The organism is Ferrimonas sp. YIN67, assembly GCF_057219095.1.
In genome coordinates, this window is sequence record NZ_JBXVVJ010000010.1 from 1 (window position 1) to 14,929 (window position 14,929).

At 50.9% G+C, this 14,929-nt stretch carries 15 protein-coding genes; all 15 read right to left on the bottom strand.

The window, feature by feature from the left end:
* Nucleotides 1-320: 320 nt before the first annotated feature.
* Nucleotides 321-1,118, bottom strand: a complete 798-nt coding sequence (locus AC2D8U_RS17910; protein WP_484620445.1) for a CHAD domain-containing protein — start codon at nt 1,116-1,118, stop codon at nt 321-323.
* 69 nt (nt 1,119-1,187) lie between these two features.
* Nucleotides 1,188-2,252: a quinolinate synthase NadA gene (gene nadA, locus AC2D8U_RS17915; protein WP_484620593.1), complete on the bottom strand. Its 1,065-nt coding sequence runs from the start codon at nt 2,250-2,252 to the stop codon at nt 1,188-1,190.
* Nucleotides 2,253-2,350: 98 nt separating this feature from the next.
* Nucleotides 2,351-3,397, bottom strand: coding sequence for a tetratricopeptide repeat protein (locus AC2D8U_RS17920; protein ID WP_484620446.1), 1,047 nt, complete (start codon nt 3,395-3,397; stop codon nt 2,351-2,353).
* Between the two features lie 13 nt (nt 3,398-3,410).
* On the bottom strand, nt 3,411-4,370 hold the full coding sequence (locus AC2D8U_RS17925; protein ID WP_484620447.1) for a type II secretion system F family protein: 960 nt from the start codon (nt 4,368-4,370) through the stop codon (nt 3,411-3,413).
* 2 nt (nt 4,371-4,372) lie between these two features.
* Nucleotides 4,373-5,347, bottom strand: a complete 975-nt coding sequence (locus AC2D8U_RS17930) for a type II secretion system F family protein (RefSeq protein WP_484620448.1) — start codon at nt 5,345-5,347, stop codon at nt 4,373-4,375.
* A gap of 9 nt (nt 5,348-5,356) precedes the next feature.
* Nucleotides 5,357-6,685 carry a TadA family conjugal transfer-associated ATPase gene (locus AC2D8U_RS17935; protein ID WP_484620449.1) on the bottom strand — a complete coding sequence of 443 codons (1,329 nt, stop codon included), beginning with the start codon at nt 6,683-6,685 and terminating at the stop codon, nt 5,357-5,359.
* Nucleotides 6,686-6,700: 15 nt separating this feature from the next.
* Nucleotides 6,701-7,960 (bottom strand): CpaE/TadZ family protein, encoded by a 1,260-nt coding sequence (locus AC2D8U_RS17940; protein WP_484620450.1) that lies wholly within the window; start codon nt 7,958-7,960, stop codon nt 6,701-6,703.
* Nucleotides 7,961-7,975: 15 nt separating this feature from the next.
* Nucleotides 7,976-8,473: a TadE/TadG family type IV pilus assembly protein gene (locus AC2D8U_RS17945; RefSeq protein WP_484620451.1), complete on the bottom strand. Its 498-nt coding sequence runs from the start codon at nt 8,471-8,473 to the stop codon at nt 7,976-7,978.
* The gene (locus AC2D8U_RS17950) at nt 8,470-8,931 is read right to left on the bottom strand and encodes a TadE/TadG family type IV pilus assembly protein (protein ID WP_484620452.1); all 462 of its coding nucleotides are present in this window, start codon (nt 8,929-8,931) and stop codon (nt 8,470-8,472) included. The genes AC2D8U_RS17945 and AC2D8U_RS17950 overlap by 4 nt, the downstream gene beginning before the upstream one ends.
* Nucleotides 8,928-10,295 (bottom strand): TadE/TadG family type IV pilus assembly protein, encoded by a 1,368-nt coding sequence (locus tag AC2D8U_RS17955; protein WP_484620453.1) that lies wholly within the window; start codon nt 10,293-10,295, stop codon nt 8,928-8,930. The genes AC2D8U_RS17950 and AC2D8U_RS17955 overlap by 4 nt, the downstream gene beginning before the upstream one ends.
* A 29-nt stretch (nt 10,296-10,324) precedes the next feature.
* Entirely contained in the window at nt 10,325-10,600 is a 276-nt protein-coding gene (locus AC2D8U_RS17960; protein ID WP_484620454.1) for a hypothetical protein, read from the bottom strand.
* 10 nt (nt 10,601-10,610) lie between these two features.
* On the bottom strand, nt 10,611-12,083 hold the full coding sequence (locus AC2D8U_RS17965) for a type II and III secretion system protein family protein (RefSeq protein WP_484620455.1): 1,473 nt from the start codon (nt 12,081-12,083) through the stop codon (nt 10,611-10,613).
* Nucleotides 12,083-12,934 (bottom strand): Flp pilus assembly protein CpaB, encoded by an 852-nt coding sequence (gene cpaB, locus AC2D8U_RS17970; protein WP_484620456.1) that lies wholly within the window; start codon nt 12,932-12,934, stop codon nt 12,083-12,085. Before cpaB ends, AC2D8U_RS17965 begins: the two co-directional genes overlap by 1 nt.
* A 60-nt stretch (nt 12,935-12,994) precedes the next feature.
* A complete protein-coding gene (locus tag AC2D8U_RS17975) occupies nt 12,995-14,308 on the bottom strand; it encodes a P-loop NTPase family protein (protein ID WP_484620457.1) in 1,314 nt (437 codons plus the stop codon).
* A 13-nt stretch (nt 14,309-14,321) separates the two neighbouring features.
* On the bottom strand, nt 14,322-14,855 hold the full coding sequence (locus tag AC2D8U_RS17980) for an A24 family peptidase (RefSeq protein ID WP_484620458.1): 534 nt from the start codon (nt 14,853-14,855) through the stop codon (nt 14,322-14,324).
* Nucleotides 14,856-14,929 lie beyond the last annotated feature (74 nt).

Below are 14,929 nucleotides of genomic sequence, written 5' to 3' on the forward strand. Positions count from 1 at the left end.
GCCGTATACACACTTTCCAGGCGTGCTCCTTCAGCCACTCGGACACCTGACCTTTAAATTGTTGCTTTTACGTGTTGCTACCACGGCCACTTCGAAATGAACTCCGAGTCGTGGCTGAGTCACACGCCTGATGCGCGGACAGTTTGTCGGCCCTGCCTCCGAGCAACCACTCGGACACCTGACCTCTAAATTATTGCTTTTACGTGTTGCTACCACGGCCTCGTCGACTTTCCATCGCGTTGCAATCCATACCGGAACTCAGCCCCGCTACGGGTTGCGCATATTAGGGGGAAGCCCCCAAATGGTCAATGCTTTTCTTACTACAAATGACTGAATGCGCTTTTTTTCTTCAACTCCTGAGCAGCCAGTGTCCTCAATGCAAGTTTTTGGGCTTTTTTCTCCAAAACCAAACGTTCCCTCATCTCATCCAGTCCAACCACCATTCCCTGATCAAATTGCTGAGCCAACTCATCTATGATCTCGATCTGGCAACAGCTATCACTAAATTGGCCAAGACGATCTTGCCACTCCTGAGCTAGGCCACTGCGCCCCATTGGCAGGCATAAATCAACCAGATACCTTTGCTTCTTTATTAAGATCCTCAACTGATGCCAATTCCGACTCTTAGTACCTTGCAGTGCTCTTTGACATTGGGTAATAACACGGAGTCTCAGGGCTTCGCTACACTCCAAGGCGGCGTCAACCAACTGTAACTGATTCATTGGCCACTTTAATGCCAGCAGTGCCTGACAAAGTAGCTGCTCTCGTTCCAGCAGTACCAACTGCTCCACCAGATTCTGATGTCGCACGGCTCGAAGCTGCATAACATATTGACGTATATCAGGATCCGTCAATTGATATAAAAACACATCCAAATCACGCACTCTATTGCCCAGCTTAGCTTGTGCAGCAAAGCTTGCCGCAAGTCCGCATGCGGGTGTATGCCATAGCTGATCGGTAAATAGCTCTAACAAACAGCGACATTTACGTAAGCACACTCGATACTTATGGAGCGCATCAATGTCCCGACCTTCCCGTATAGCCGGCAACTGCAACATCGCCAACTCATACAGATCTCTTACCCGATAGCGCAAACCGCTCACCAGTCCCTCGGTCATTCTTCCTCCTGACATCCCCGAACGAAAAAACGCCGCAGATGCGGCGTTTTTAGTATAGGCAGGACAGGATCAGGCGTTGCCTTTTACCTTCAATTTAAGCTCTGCGGCAAAGTCGAGCATACGATTGAGTGGCACCATGGCCCGTTGTGCAAGGGATCCATCGACAAACACTTCATGTTCACTCTTATCTTCGGCAGAGAGTGCCTTCTCAATTGCGACCAAGCCATTCATCGCCATCCACGGGCAGTGGGCACAACTGCGACAAGTAGCGCCATTTCCACCGGTGGGCGCCTCGATAAAAGTCTTGTTCGGTGACAGCTGGGCCATCTTATAAAAGATCCCCTTATCTGTCGCGACGATAAACTTCTCGTTAGCCATCTCCTGACTTGCTTTGATCAACTGTGAGGTGGAACCTACAGCATCAGCAACATCCACCACAGCCTGAGGTGACTCGGGGTGCACCAAAACCGCTGCATCCGGGTTTTGTGCCTTCAGTTCCAGCAAAGCCTTAGCTTTAAACTCGTCGTGAACGATACAAGCACCTTGCCACATCAACATATCCGCACCGGTTTGCTTAGCAATATAGCTACCCAAGTGGCGATCAGGGCCCCAAATGATGTTATGGCCTTCACTGTCCAGATGCTCAACAATCTCCAAGGCAATCGAGGAGGTCACGACCCAATCGGCCCGCGCTTTGACTTCGGCGGAGGTGTTGGCGTAGACGACGACAGTATGGTCAGGGTGAGCATCGCAAAATTCCGAAAACTGATCTGCCGGGCAGCCTAGATCCAGGGAACAGGTCGCTTCCAGCGTCGGCATCAGGACGCGCTTCTCTGGCGTCAAAGTTTTCGCGGTTTCCCCCATAAAGCGGACACCGGCTACCAAGAGGGTCGACGCAGGATGATCGTTACCAAAGCGAGCCATTTCCAATGAGTCTGCCACACAACCGCCGGTTTCCTCGGCCAGGGCCTGGATCTCAGGATCGGTGTAGTAGTGGGCAACAAGCACCGCATCTTTCTCCTTCAGGAGTTGCTTGATGCGGGCCTTTGTTGCCTGCTTATCCTGATCACTCAGGGGCTGTGGCTTCGGCGGGAAGGGATAGTGCTGATCGTCAACGACAGGGGCTTCAATCATTTCAGGGTCGAACCTCATAAACAAACTAAGGTCATTATACGGCAACTGCCCCCTCAGGTTAACCATCAAAGGAATAACCAAACCATTTGTCTTTTAAATCAGTCGTTTGAGTCAACCACCCTAAAAGCCTCAGACTGCAACTCCGCCTTGAGCTTTGCTTCCCTAAGATCATGCCGTCCCATGCCAATCGCCAACGTATTCCTCCGGACCATCAAAGCCTGAACCGCTCGAAGATTATCTTGTGCATTGGCAAAGTACAGTGGTGCTGCATCGATGGCTTTTACGAACATCCGTTCTGCCAGCTCATACTGGCCGTCAAGCATAGCAAAGTAGCCGATATCGTTATATGCATCGGCTTCATTCATAACCCGTTTTAAGGCCTGAAAGGCTCGCTCTGTCTGACCTAACCTCACATAAACGAGCCCAAGATTATGCCAGGCTCGCTCGAAGTCAGGCTGCTGCTGCACCGCCTGACGTAACAAAACTTCTGCACGAACCAAATCTCCGGACAGATAATAGGAGTAGCCAAGATTCGTCAGTGCCCTCGGTTGTCCCGGATCGACCGCCAATACCGCTCGGTAAAGCTCTTGGGCCTGCTCATAATGCGCATCGAGATCCGTCAAGATCCCCAATGCCAGGTAGGCATCGAGAGGCGATTGTAGATCCAACCGTTGCATTGGTTGCTCATCCGGTTCACCAACCAAGACCTTTAATGCCACGTCCCCGGCGCGCAATCGAGCCTGATCGAGTTCAATGGCCTTACTCAGATAGCTTTTCGCCCGACCATTATCGCCCTGCTCTAGATACACCAAGGCCAATGCGGCAAGCGCTGGCCCATCGTCGGGTTTGCCTTTCAATACATCTTGGAACGCCGATATCGCCTGAGTGTGATGCTTGAGTTTCGCTTGAACTTGCCCAATCCAAAACACGATATCAGGATTGTCAGGGGCTAACTCAAGTAGCTCAAGATAGTATTTCAGAGCCGTCGAGTACTGACCCTGATGGTGCGCCCGCTTGGCTTGGCTTAACAATTGCCCTTCATCCGCCTTAACGGTCTCTGGAAGGGTCGTCTGACATGCGGATAAGCAAAGGGCTAACAGTATAAGGGTGAACTTTCTCATCGTCCCATCAAGCAGGTTCTTCATGATATATCCCTAATTAAATCAAGTGCCAAACTGCCATAACCTTAATAATAGCTGGCCCAACGGCAACGATGAAAAACGATGGCCAAATACAGGTCAACATTGGGAATATGATTTTTACACCAAGCTTTGCCGCCATCTCTTCTGCCGCCTGCATCCGCTTATCACGGTACTCATCGGCATAAACTCTGAGCGTCTCCGCGATGCCTGTACCCAAGCGAAGACTCTGTGATATCGCCCCATTCAACCCACGAATATCATCCAGACCGGTTCGTTCGGAAAACTCACGCAATGCATCAGGGAGATCTATACCTGCTCGATTCTTCTGACAAACCAAGATTAACTCTTCAGCCAATTCCTTATGGCTAACTCTTAACTCTAGGCTGACTCGCTGAAGCGCTGACATCAACCCCTGGCCAGACTCACAACAGACCACTAGAAGATCTAGAGCATCAGGGAAGCCAGCACGGATCCGCTTCATGCGCCGATTCGCCAAGCGATCAAGAATAAAACTGGGGAGTAATAAACCCAAACTGAGCAACACAATCAGTACATAGACCTGCCAAAGTGTCGACTCCTCGGCCATCATTTGAAGAACCAGAACAGAAACAATGGACATGAACAAAAAAGATATCAGTCTCAATCCATTATATGCTGCAAGCGCCTTATTTGAGTGAAAACCAGCATGAATCAAGCGCTGCCGAGAACCTTTACTATCAAAGGTCAGGTGCTTCAGAACACCACTTTTTAATTTACTATCATGCTCCAGCGCATCATCAAAATGATTATTTTCAGTAGAGGAGTCCTTTTTTAAACCCTTTAGCCTTAACTTGGTCGGCGAGTACAACCCCGAATATAATAGGTTGAGTGCTACTGCAAACAAAACTCCGGCCATCCCTGCAATGGCATAAATCAAATAAGCAGAATGCTCACGGTTGTCCAGGAGCTCATTAACCAACCCCAAGAGATAGTCCATGATTACACCTCTATTTTTATTAGCCGTGAGATCCAGTAAATCCCAATCAGCATACCAATTCCGGCTATCACTAGGAGTTTTAGACCTGGCTCAGTTTCAGTCAACTCTTTCGCATAGGAAGGCGTAGACAGGTAGAGATAACCAAATAGCGCGAGAGGAACACAAACCAAGACCCAGGCTGACATGCGTCCTTGAGCAGAAAAAGTTTTAACTTGACGTTGAAAACGAAACCTCTGACGTATGATCCTAGTCAGGTTTTCAATATTTTCCGCCAAATTTCCACCGGTTTCCTTCTGAACTTGAACCGCCGTTGAAAATGCCATGGCCGATACTGAAGGGACCCGTTCAATCAAGTGCAACAAGGCACGTCGAACATCCTTACTCACATTAATCTCGGCAAACATGATTCGAAATTCGTGAGCAATAGGACCATCCATCTCTTCATAGGTTAACTTAACCGAATCGGTGAATGAATATCCGGCCTGCAACCCTCTCCTGAGAATGTCAAGAGCTTCTGGAAATTGTTCCTCTAACTTTTCCATCCTCTTATTAAAGTCTTTGTTTAATTTAACATTAAACAAAACTGGAACAATAGCCCCTGCCAATAATGCCACTAACCAATCATTACGCCAGAACCATACCAGAAAAACCGCCGCTAATGATGTTACCAAAGCTATTACCACAAACTGGTATCCAAGTAACTTAGAGCCAGATTGCTGCAGTTTAAACGATAGATTCGCCACAAAAGCATTACGCTCAAGCATTCGGCCCCAGGATGATGCTCTCCTAAGGCGGTTCTCCATGGCGATTGAAACGACCTCTCCCTCTGCTCCGGACTCTTTCGCCAAGCGATTTAAGCGCTCGCGTACAATACGGGTATCGCCCCGCTTGGGCCGGTAGACGGGTATAAACAAAGCCTGGGACAACAAAAGAACCGCCAGAAATACACAAACTAAGAAAGTCAGTTCTACGTTCATAGCGTGCTCCTAAATGATCTCAAAATTCCGCCCCGATCCAAACAAATCATGAGAGAGGGGGATCCCTTTGCTCACCAATTCATCGAAGAACTGAGGAATGACTCCAGTGGCTTCGAACTCGCCAATGATCGAACCATCCTCTTTTCGCCCTTTGCGCCGGAAGACAAAAAGCTCGGACATGGTGATCACCTCCCCTTCCATACCTGTGATCTCCGAGATGTTGACAACCCTACGGCGACCATCTTCCTGGCGCTCCAGCTGCACGACCACATTAATCGCCGACGCGATCTGGGTACGGATGTTTTTAACCGGCATATCAAAACCAGCCATACAGACCATGTTTTCAAGCCGGCTCAGGGCATCCCGGGTTGAATTCGCATGAAGGGTAGTCAGCGAACCTTCGTGTCCGGTATTCATCGCCGTCAGCATATCCAGTGCTTCAGCCCCCCGGACCTCACCGATCACAATGCGGTCAGGACGCATCCGCAAACTATTTCGCACCAAGTCACGCTGTGTCACCTCACCCCGCCCTTCAAGGTTGGCTGGCCGAGACTCTAAACGCACTACATGGGGCTGCTGCATCTGGAGTTCGGCTGAGTCTTCAATGGTGATGATACGTTCATCCGACGGGATATAGCCGGACAGACAGTTAAGCATGGTCGTTTTACCCGTCCCGGTTCCGCCAGAAATAAGAACATTCAATTTGCCTTGGACAATAGCTTTGAGTACTTCATACATGTCTTGGGTCATCGCGTCATAATCGATCAACTGCTCGGCAGTTAATTTATCGACCGTAAAGCGACGTATAGACATACTGGGGCCATCCAGTGCCAGAGGCGGAATGATGGCATTCACTCGAGAGCCATCTGCGAGCCGAGCATCCACCATAGGGCTAGACTCATCGACCCGGCGACCGACACTCGATACGATTTTATCGATGATATTCATCAAGTGACGCTCATCATAAAACGCCACAGGTACGGACTCGAGCTTACCAAAACGCTCGACAAACACGGTTTGAGCATTGTTGATCAGAATATCTGAGATGCTCGGATCGGCTAATAGCGGCTCCAGGGGCCCTAATCCTAGAACTTCGTCATTGATCTGTTTAATGATCCTTTCACGAGAGGAGAGGCTGATTGGCTTTGGGGTTTCACTGAGAATCTGATTACAAAGCCGCCCGATCTGCTGCCTCGCTTCTTGCTCTGGGATAACCTCCAGTTTGGAAACATCCAACATATCAAGCAGTCGATGGTACAACTCATGCTTAATTTCCGCTTCCTGCGGATTCAGCAGCTGTTGTTGCAACGCGTCTTTTGTATTTTGTACGATTCCCATAATCGTGATTCCTCACTAGTTTGAACGCAAAAATGCGCCCCAAAAGCCAGTCCGCTTTGTCTTGCCTTGAGTCGGGATCAATGCCTCACAAATGTGCACGACATCTCTGGTTACGGGCTCGTTTGCCGCAAACAAAGAAAGGCGTTTTCCTTCATCAAGACATGTATTGACTCTCCTAAAATCGTTGCGAACAGTAAACGTCGATTCCAGGCCGGACGTCTCTTTCGCAGTGGAGAGGGAGATCACCCCTTTGCTTCTGTTGTAACGGTTAAAGACCAGATGGATTCTGTCTTTACTAATACCAAGGTCAAACACCAGATGTCGCACCGTCGCTGTCGCACTTCGTAACGAGGCAAGACTGTCTTGGATCACCAGGAGGATCGCGGATGCATCGACCAAAAGAGCATTTGCCCAAGTTTCCGGCCCTCGGGAGAGATCCGTCACCACGGCCTTGTAATGACTGCGCAGCTTGAACATCAACTGGGGTAGTTGAAGATAGTTGGTGTTACCAAGCTCCTGCTGACTAAAGGGAGCCGAAGGCATCAAGTGCAAATTGCCCATTTGACTCATCATTCCCGACAACGCAGAATCGTCAAGTGATTCAGCCTGCTCCAATGCATGATGAAAAAAGTATTCGGGATCAACATTCAGTAGATGAGATTGACCTGCCTGAACCTGATCACCATCCAACAGGGCTACCGGCATGTTCGGATCTCGACATGCCAGTTGGTCAGCAATCGCACTGCTTAAGAAACTGGTGCCACATCCCCCTTTACTATTTAATACAACGATGGATGGGGCCAAGGTCACCGAATCCGCAACCACCTGGGCAATCTCAAAGAGGGCCTTCTCAAGCTCCTCCGGTGGCGCATCCACCTTAATAAAGTCCTGAGCTCCCACCTTCATGGCATCACGCAATAGCTCCGGCGTTGGGTTATTCCCCATAACCAAGCAAAACTCAGCGGTTCCGGCATACTTGGACAACAGGCTTTGGCCTGATTCAATCCCATTGGGTAGATGCAAAACCAGTAAACGATACTTCCCTTCCGGTGCCGATTGCCCTACCGCATCGATACTCTGTGTCAGCTGCAGGTTTGGATATTGCAACAACTGCTCAGCTACAGTGGCCGCCCCCTCTTCGCTGTGGGAGATCAGTAAGGTTGGCAAAAGAACAGGAAGGCCCTTCTTGCGTTGCAACCGCTCGAGTTTCTCCACATTGCCAATTTCTGCGGGAAACGGCTCTTCACGGTTGAACGATGAATTGGGTGCATTCATGTTTCGCCTCCTCGGCTAGCTGCAAAAAGTGACGCCATTGACCGTCTGGCCCGTATTTGCATCAGGAAACGGAGTTTGTCCCAAGCTTTCTGATGGCAACACCGTACTGAATGCCGGTGAATTAATTTCAATAAACAATCCTGGAACAATAAATTGGTGCTGATAACCCGAAATGGTTGCACGCACTGCGCGGATCTCCTCGATACTTGCCGCGGCAGTACCCGCTTCCGTTAAATATTCAATCATCAAATTCGACGTCGATAGATTTGTTACCAATTGCTCCCCATCGAACAACGCCAAATTTTCCATATCAGCAAAAGCAATGGGCGTCGAAGTCAGATCCGGGGAACATACTGTAGCCAGCCTCGCTGCTCGGCGTGATGCTTCGGTGATCACGTTAAAGCTATACATCAAACGAGCAGCCTCAAGACAGGCAAACAACATGACAAAAACCACGGAAGCGACAATGGCAAACTCAACCACATACACCCCTTTTTGTGCTGTTCTTTTCATAGTGGCCTCATGGTTACCGTTGCGGTAATGTCCCAGCTCAGATCAACAGCATCCCCCACAAACCCCGGAATACTCTCACCAAACAGTGGAGTCCAATCATAGGTCACGGAGACCACTGCCTCATCACGGCTCACGAAGATGATGTTGACATCCTGGGTGGTTAAGCCTGGTAAAGAAGGAGTTCCACCACTTAATTGTCCCGTAACTGCCAAGTTGCGTGTCGCATCCAGTGTCGCCTGTGACACGTCGAGATTTCCGGTGGAGTTGGTTGAGGTATAACTGATCAGATATCTTCCAGCGTTACGCGCCAGACTGTTGATCTGGTTGTACTGATAAAGCACACGACCAAATTCAGCTACGGCGTAAAACACCAGAAACAGGATAGGCAAAACCAGTGTTGCCTCGATAGCGGCCACCCCACGTTGTCTTCTGATCCCATTGTGTAGAGTCTTCATCATGAGTCCTCACTCGCCGGATCGTGGTACAGCACAATACGATAGGGTCCATTGATATCTGTATCAGGAGTTTCAGAGATCCCGCCTGCATCGTTACTGCACCCTTCAAGGAACTCCCCGACAACGTAGGCATCGTTGCCTTTCTGGATCACTTCCTGCATCAGATAGAAGCAGGCAAGCCCAACGAAGGGCATTGAGTTTTGCCCGTTATTGTTGCCGGTACCACAATCCGCCACCACAATGGAAAATTCACGCCGATTCGCTCGACTGTTAGCCAGAGTGTCCGTGGCATTGTCACTGAACTCATTACTCGAACAACCAGTGCCCGACGAATAATGACCATGATGGTAGTAGCCTTCATAGTAACCATCGGGAGAGGAGTAATAGTCATCCGTATCAGCTTCCCCCGGCACGGTTCCAACAGCACTGCCATCCGCAGCTGTTACATTGCCGTTCTCATCAACGTCCAGGGGCTCTCCGACACAGGTATCCTCATCTTTTGGGTGATCAACCTGGTTTACCGGCCCATTCCATCGGCCCATGCGGGTATTGAGGCCCTGGGCCACCGGCCCAACGGTATTGCCTGGCTCGGTTTCCACCATCGAATCAGGACTGCTCGAGTCATGGCTGAAGCAATAGCCATCGGATGTGGACTCCCCGGCCATCGCCGCGCGAATATCGGCGGCTCCCGAGCTATCCCCTAGGCGGATCAGTTGAAAGTTACCCGGCCCTATGGGCGATGATTGGTCGGCAGATATCTTCATGGCCATCATCTGGTTATTAGGGTAGCCATAATCTGAATCCGTCAGATCAGCCGCACATACCATCATAGGTAACAGATCTGTCGAGCAGGTCGGCGTCGGCGTACTGGGACCGGCAACCGCAGAGGCACCAATCACCTTGTCAAACCCCATGATCTGCGAAAGAAAAGCATTCAAGGGCACATCCAACACCGTGACTCGAATGTACTTGGCCGATGGGTCACTTGTCGCAATGAAAGGGTCGGGCCTTTCTGAGAACTCTATGGTGATCTGAGGCGCGACCGAGTCAGACGCAAAGTTCATCGCACTGACATCGATGCTGGCATTAAGCTCGCCAAAGTCAGACTGGCCGAGCGACGCATTGAAAATGGCCATGCTATCAGCACGCGCGGTGTCCAATGCCTCGCCCTGATCCAGGCTGACAGCACCACTTAAGGCCGCCGCATCCACGGCATTTTGCAACCGGGTTTTATTCAGTAACATGTGGCCCCCATCCAAGGCTAAAGCCCCCAGCGCCAGGATGGAAAACATAGCAATGGTGATCACCAACACGATGGCCCCACGCTGGGTGCGCTTTGCACTTAAATACTTGCCTTTCGACCACATACGTTACTCCTCCTTCGGCAGTTACCCTGTCAGTTACTGCCTCCAACCGAGAAATTGTTAATATTTCCCCGCCCAGTCTGAGGCGCGTAGGTAGCTTTTCGATAATTCTCCATCACCTTGGCACCGACTTGACCGTCGACATTAACCATTTTTCCTTCTGTTCGGCGTGATGCATCCGGATCCAAAATCGTCTGTTCCTTAACGCCAGCAACCGCGCCTCCCATGTCAAACTGCTTCATGACATTATTACTTTCGCAGGCACACAGAAGCACCAGAGCCATACTGCTTAACATTAACTTTTTCATGCTCTTCCCCTTACAGTGTGTGGCCGTACTTATTTTGGGTACCGCCGCCCTCAGGAACCGTCACTATGGGCGATGGGTCACTAACGGCTGCATTGGGACTGGTATCGGTATCCCTATCCCTATCGCGCTTAGACATGCGTCCCATCAGATAAAATTGCAGATCCGTTGGATTGACAAAACCGTCCGTCGGAAGCACAAGCTCATCTTTATTGATGGGCCTTACCAGGCGTGGGGTTACCAGGATCACCAACTCCGTTTCACCATTTCTGTATTCCTGGCTGCTGAACAATTGCCCTAAAATGGGGATTTCACCCAGCCCTGGCAGTTCATCCATACTTTCCCTCACCGTATTGCTTAGCAAGCCGGCAATGGCAATGGTCTGACCGTCGCCCAACTCAATCGTTGACTGAGCACTGCGCTTAGTAATGGATGGCGTTACCAACGAGGTGGTCGAGCCAAAAGGTGTAATCCCAATGGCGTTAGTATTGCTCAGCTCACTCACCAGCACATTGAGATTTAAATTAATACGACCGCTGCTGAGCACCGTTGGTACAAATTTAATGCCCACACCAAATTCTTTATATTTAATGGTTGTTCCATCGCGATCCGGCACTGGAACAGGAAATTCACCACCAGACAGGAACTCCGCCATCTGACCACTGAGTGTCGTAAGGTTTGGCTCAGCAAGGACTCTTGCTAAGCCCTGTTGTTTAGCTGCATCCATCGCAAACTGAAAGATAAAGTCGTCGCTGAAATAGCTGCCCAATATTCCCTTATTAGCAATCACCCCATCCCCACCGAGCAGACCACCAATAAAACCGTCGGTTGGGTCCGTCAGACCATCGCCAAACAGCATATTAAAATCAGAGTCTAAAGTGCGCGCCAACTCACGCTGCACCTCGGTGACTGTCACTTCCAGCATCACCTGGTGACCGCCCCCAACAGACATAAGGTTAAGTACCTGGCTCTTGTTATCAGAGTTGTCTGCGGCAATGGCATACCCTTTGGCCAGATCCAGCGCCATATTCATCTTATCGAGGTTTGAGATCTGTCCTCCGATCACCAACTGACCTTGGGATGAATGAACCTCTACGGGCTCATCCGGCAGGAAGCGATACAGCTTTTCCTTCAAGCCATTGAGGTCATGGGTGATCTCAATATCGATAATGTCCACCAGATTATCATTACCATCCCAGACCATAATGTTGGTGCTGCCCAACTGGCGCCCCAGAATATACAACTCAGTCGGGTTGATCAGGAGGATATCGGCGATCTCGGGTTTTCCCACGGACACTCGGGCTGCCGAACTGTCCAGCGACATGGTCTTGGACTTGTATATCGGCACAGGGAAACTGTGGGGCATGACACCGCTGCGTCCGCCTGCAACCGTTGATATCGGCAATGCCAGCAAACAACTCAGTACCAAACCCGTAAACCAGACCGGCAAACGCGCATATACATTAGGTAGTTGTATCTTCATCATCATCCGTCCTTTTGCGCCAATGTGGTTGACTGAGTCCCATCAATGGTCACCGCCTGCTGCTTTGTTCCGCGGATCACCTCGAAACGCTTGCGCTCCCGCTGCGGCTTGAGCACAGGTTGTATCGTCGGAGCCACAACGGCAGGTACAGGCTCAACCTCCGTCTCATCCAAGCTCACTACCTCGATCTCCTCTGAATCATTCGGGTTGCGTAAGGCAAGTTGTATGGTGCCTCGATTTCGCGCGCTCATCAGGATCTCGGCTTGTTCCAGGGTGACCTCCAATGTCACGGCACGAACCACTACCGGTTGGTTTGTTTCCTGATTGGCTCTCTGATCTACCGCCAGGACCTTCAGGTTGCTCAGTACAGCCTCGGTAGTGTCCTGCAAACCAGAGCGGTCGTTATTGCGCGACTTCTTAACCGTCAACAGCACATCCACTCGATTTCCCGGCAACAGGAAGCCCGCAACGCCCACAACGTCGTTCACGCGGATGGTGACGGCCCGCATCTGGGGTCCAATCAGGCTCGCAAGAACGCTGCCCTCACCCTTGTCAGCCAGTTTTTTCCGGCTAAGCAGGTCACCTTCGATTAAGGGGTATTTGGTCACCTTGCCCACGACCTGTGCGATCTCGACCTCCGCCTCCGGCGGAACAAGTTCGTTCACCACACTTTTCAGTGCCAAATGTTTCTCCTGCAGTATGGTTCCCGAAGGAACCGCCACCGCCATCGTGACCACCGGGGTTTGTTCCCCGTTCGCGTCGGCCGGTTGGCCCTGCTCAAGCCAACGCTGAGCCAGCAACACGGCCCCGATCCCGAAACCGATGGAGATAAGGATAAAAATCATAGATCGCATCGTTATCACTCCTTGCAGTACGCCCTTGGCGCCGGCTTTTTATTAACCTTGGTCAGTCGTTTACTGGCCCCGAACAAAATAGAGATCCCACGCCCGCTGCAGCAGCTCTTTGGTGATCTGTTCCTCGACAGCATGGAACTTGATTTGATCTGAAACGATAGAGAGCAGATCCCTGGGATGACAGGGCAGCAGAGGGGTGTCCGAATTACGATATAAGTGCTCAAGCATCCAGTCACACAGCCCGGCCTCCTCACTCAAACCGAAAGTTGCACAGTTTTGAGACCAGATCTGAAGATAGGTATCCCTGTCCAATGGGCCGAAATGCACCTTGTATCCCAGGCGGCGCAGGAACGCCTCATCCACCAGTTCCGTTGGCTGCAGATTGGTGGAGAACAACAGCAACTGTTCAAAAGGCACTTCAAAATGCTCACCACTGGGCAGGGACAGAAAATCGCGCCCTTCTTCTAATGGCAAGATCCAACGGTTGAATATTGCCTTCGGCGAGACGGTTTGACGGCCTAAATCATCAATCAGAAGAATGCCGTTATTGGCCAACAGTCCAATCGGCGCACGAAATGTTCGGCTGTTGCTGTCATAACTGACATCGAGCATTTCCAGTGTCAGTTCGCCTCCGACCATCAGTAGAGGACGACGGCAGCGATACCAGCGAGCATCCTGTTGGTCAGCGACCAATTCAGAGTTGTCTCTGTCAGACAGGTCCCTGCGCTGGTGAAAGTGGGGATCGTAGATCTGAATAATATGGCTACCCACAGCAATGGCGTGGGGGATCAAGACATCGTCTTCAAACATGCGGTTGATCTGACGACACAGATAACTTTTTCCTGTCCCGGGGTGGCCATATATCAGCAGAGGGCGGCGGGAGTTCAGTGCCGGACCCAACTGTTCAAGCAGGCCAGCCGGTACAACGATATCTTCCATCGCCCGATTGAAATCGATTTTCGTCACTTCGCGATGACGGCTCGATTGCTGTCGACAGATCTGAGCGTATTGCTCCAAAGGAACCGGAGCTGGCCCCAGGTATCCGCTGGTGGCAAACAAAGCTTGTGCCTGCCGCCGCCCGACACCACTCAAGGCAAATCGTTGCTGGCCAGTGCCACTTACCTGCCGATTTTCAACCAAGCCGGTTTCCTTGGCCTCGCTCAAAAGTTGCTGGGTGACAGTCCCTCGCAACGCTAACCGCTGACTCAGTTGCATTAAGGTCAGTGCATCACCGTCATACAGGTGTTTCAACGCCAAACCGAGCAAAAGGTTAGGGTCCAGCCCTGTGCCATCCAGCCGGGTTGGGCTTACCGCCAAAGGCGGCGTGTCGCAATGAGATCCCGTGCTTTGGGAGACCATATCTTTAAAAAACATATCACCCACCCTGTTACATTCCTGGTAGAGGCAAAACCAGTGTCAAAACCCACCCCACCGCCAATGAGGGTGCATAGGGCACTCGAACTCCGGCAGCCTCATTTGACTCCGGACGAAAATAGGTCCGTGTTACCGCACACTGGTAATAGCGCTTCAGGGTTCTTGCTACACCGCTCCAACCCACGTCAAAAACGGCGAGGAGGGGCGACAGAAGCGCACCGACGGTAACACCCAGAGCAATCACCCAGAGCGTTACTATGGGCCCCATCACAGCCCCCATCCCCAGCATCAGCTTGACATCACCGGCACCAATAAAACGCTTGATATGAAGCGGCAACATCACCAAAGCCGATGCACTGCCCAACAGGGCAAAACCCAATCCCTGCCAGCCTGCAGCGATCCCGTTGAGCAACAGACCTAGCAGTAATAACCACAGAAACAGTGTATTGGGGATTTTTTGAGTGCGCAGATCACTGAAAACCGCAAGGCTGAACCCTAGCGGGATCGTCCAAGTCAACAGGGTCTGGATCAGGCTCATTGTGTCCATGGTGTTCCGTGCCGTTCAGTGAAAGAATCCCTAACGTTGACGTAATGCACGGCTCGTCAACCTGGGTTGGAGAT

Coding starts and splice junctions, on each gene's coding strand:
- AC2D8U_RS17910 (WP_484620445.1), bottom strand. CDS start 1,118: ATGACCGAGGGACTGGTGAGCGGTTTGCGCTATCGGGTAAGAGATCTG.
- AC2D8U_RS17930 (WP_484620448.1), bottom strand. CDS start 5,347: ATGAACGTAGAACTGACTTTCTTAGTTTGTGTATTTCTGGCGGTTCTT.
- AC2D8U_RS17955 (WP_484620453.1), bottom strand. CDS start 10,295: ATGTGGTCGAAAGGCAAGTATTTAAGTGCAAAGCGCACCCAGCGTGGG.
- AC2D8U_RS17925 (WP_484620447.1), bottom strand. CDS start 4,370: ATGGACTATCTCTTGGGGTTGGTTAATGAGCTCCTGGACAACCGTGAG.
- AC2D8U_RS17945 (WP_484620451.1), bottom strand. CDS start 8,473: ATGAAAAGAACAGCACAAAAAGGGGTGTATGTGGTTGAGTTTGCCATT.
- AC2D8U_RS17935 (WP_484620449.1), bottom strand. CDS start 6,685: ATGGGAATCGTACAAAATACAAAAGACGCGTTGCAACAACAGCTGCTG.
- AC2D8U_RS17950 (WP_484620452.1), bottom strand. CDS start 8,931: ATGATGAAGACTCTACACAATGGGATCAGAAGACAACGTGGGGTGGCC.
- AC2D8U_RS17975 (WP_484620457.1), bottom strand. CDS start 14,308: ATGTTTTTTAAAGATATGGTCTCCCAAAGCACGGGATCTCATTGCGAC.
- nadA (WP_484620593.1), bottom strand. CDS start 2,252: ATGATTGAAGCCCCTGTCGTTGACGATCAGCACTATCCCTTCCCGCCG.
- AC2D8U_RS17920 (WP_484620446.1), bottom strand. CDS start 3,397: ATGAAGAACCTGCTTGATGGGACGATGAGAAAGTTCACCCTTATACTG.
- cpaB (WP_484620456.1), bottom strand. CDS start 12,934: ATGCGATCTATGATTTTTATCCTTATCTCCATCGGTTTCGGGATCGGG.
- AC2D8U_RS17965 (WP_484620455.1), bottom strand. CDS start 12,083: ATGATGAAGATACAACTACCTAATGTATATGCGCGTTTGCCGGTCTGG.
- AC2D8U_RS17960 (WP_484620454.1), bottom strand. CDS start 10,600: ATGAAAAAGTTAATGTTAAGCAGTATGGCTCTGGTGCTTCTGTGTGCC.
- AC2D8U_RS17980 (WP_484620458.1), bottom strand. CDS start 14,855: ATGGACACAATGAGCCTGATCCAGACCCTGTTGACTTGGACGATCCCG.
- AC2D8U_RS17940 (WP_484620450.1), bottom strand. CDS start 7,960: ATGAATGCACCCAATTCATCGTTCAACCGTGAAGAGCCGTTTCCCGCA.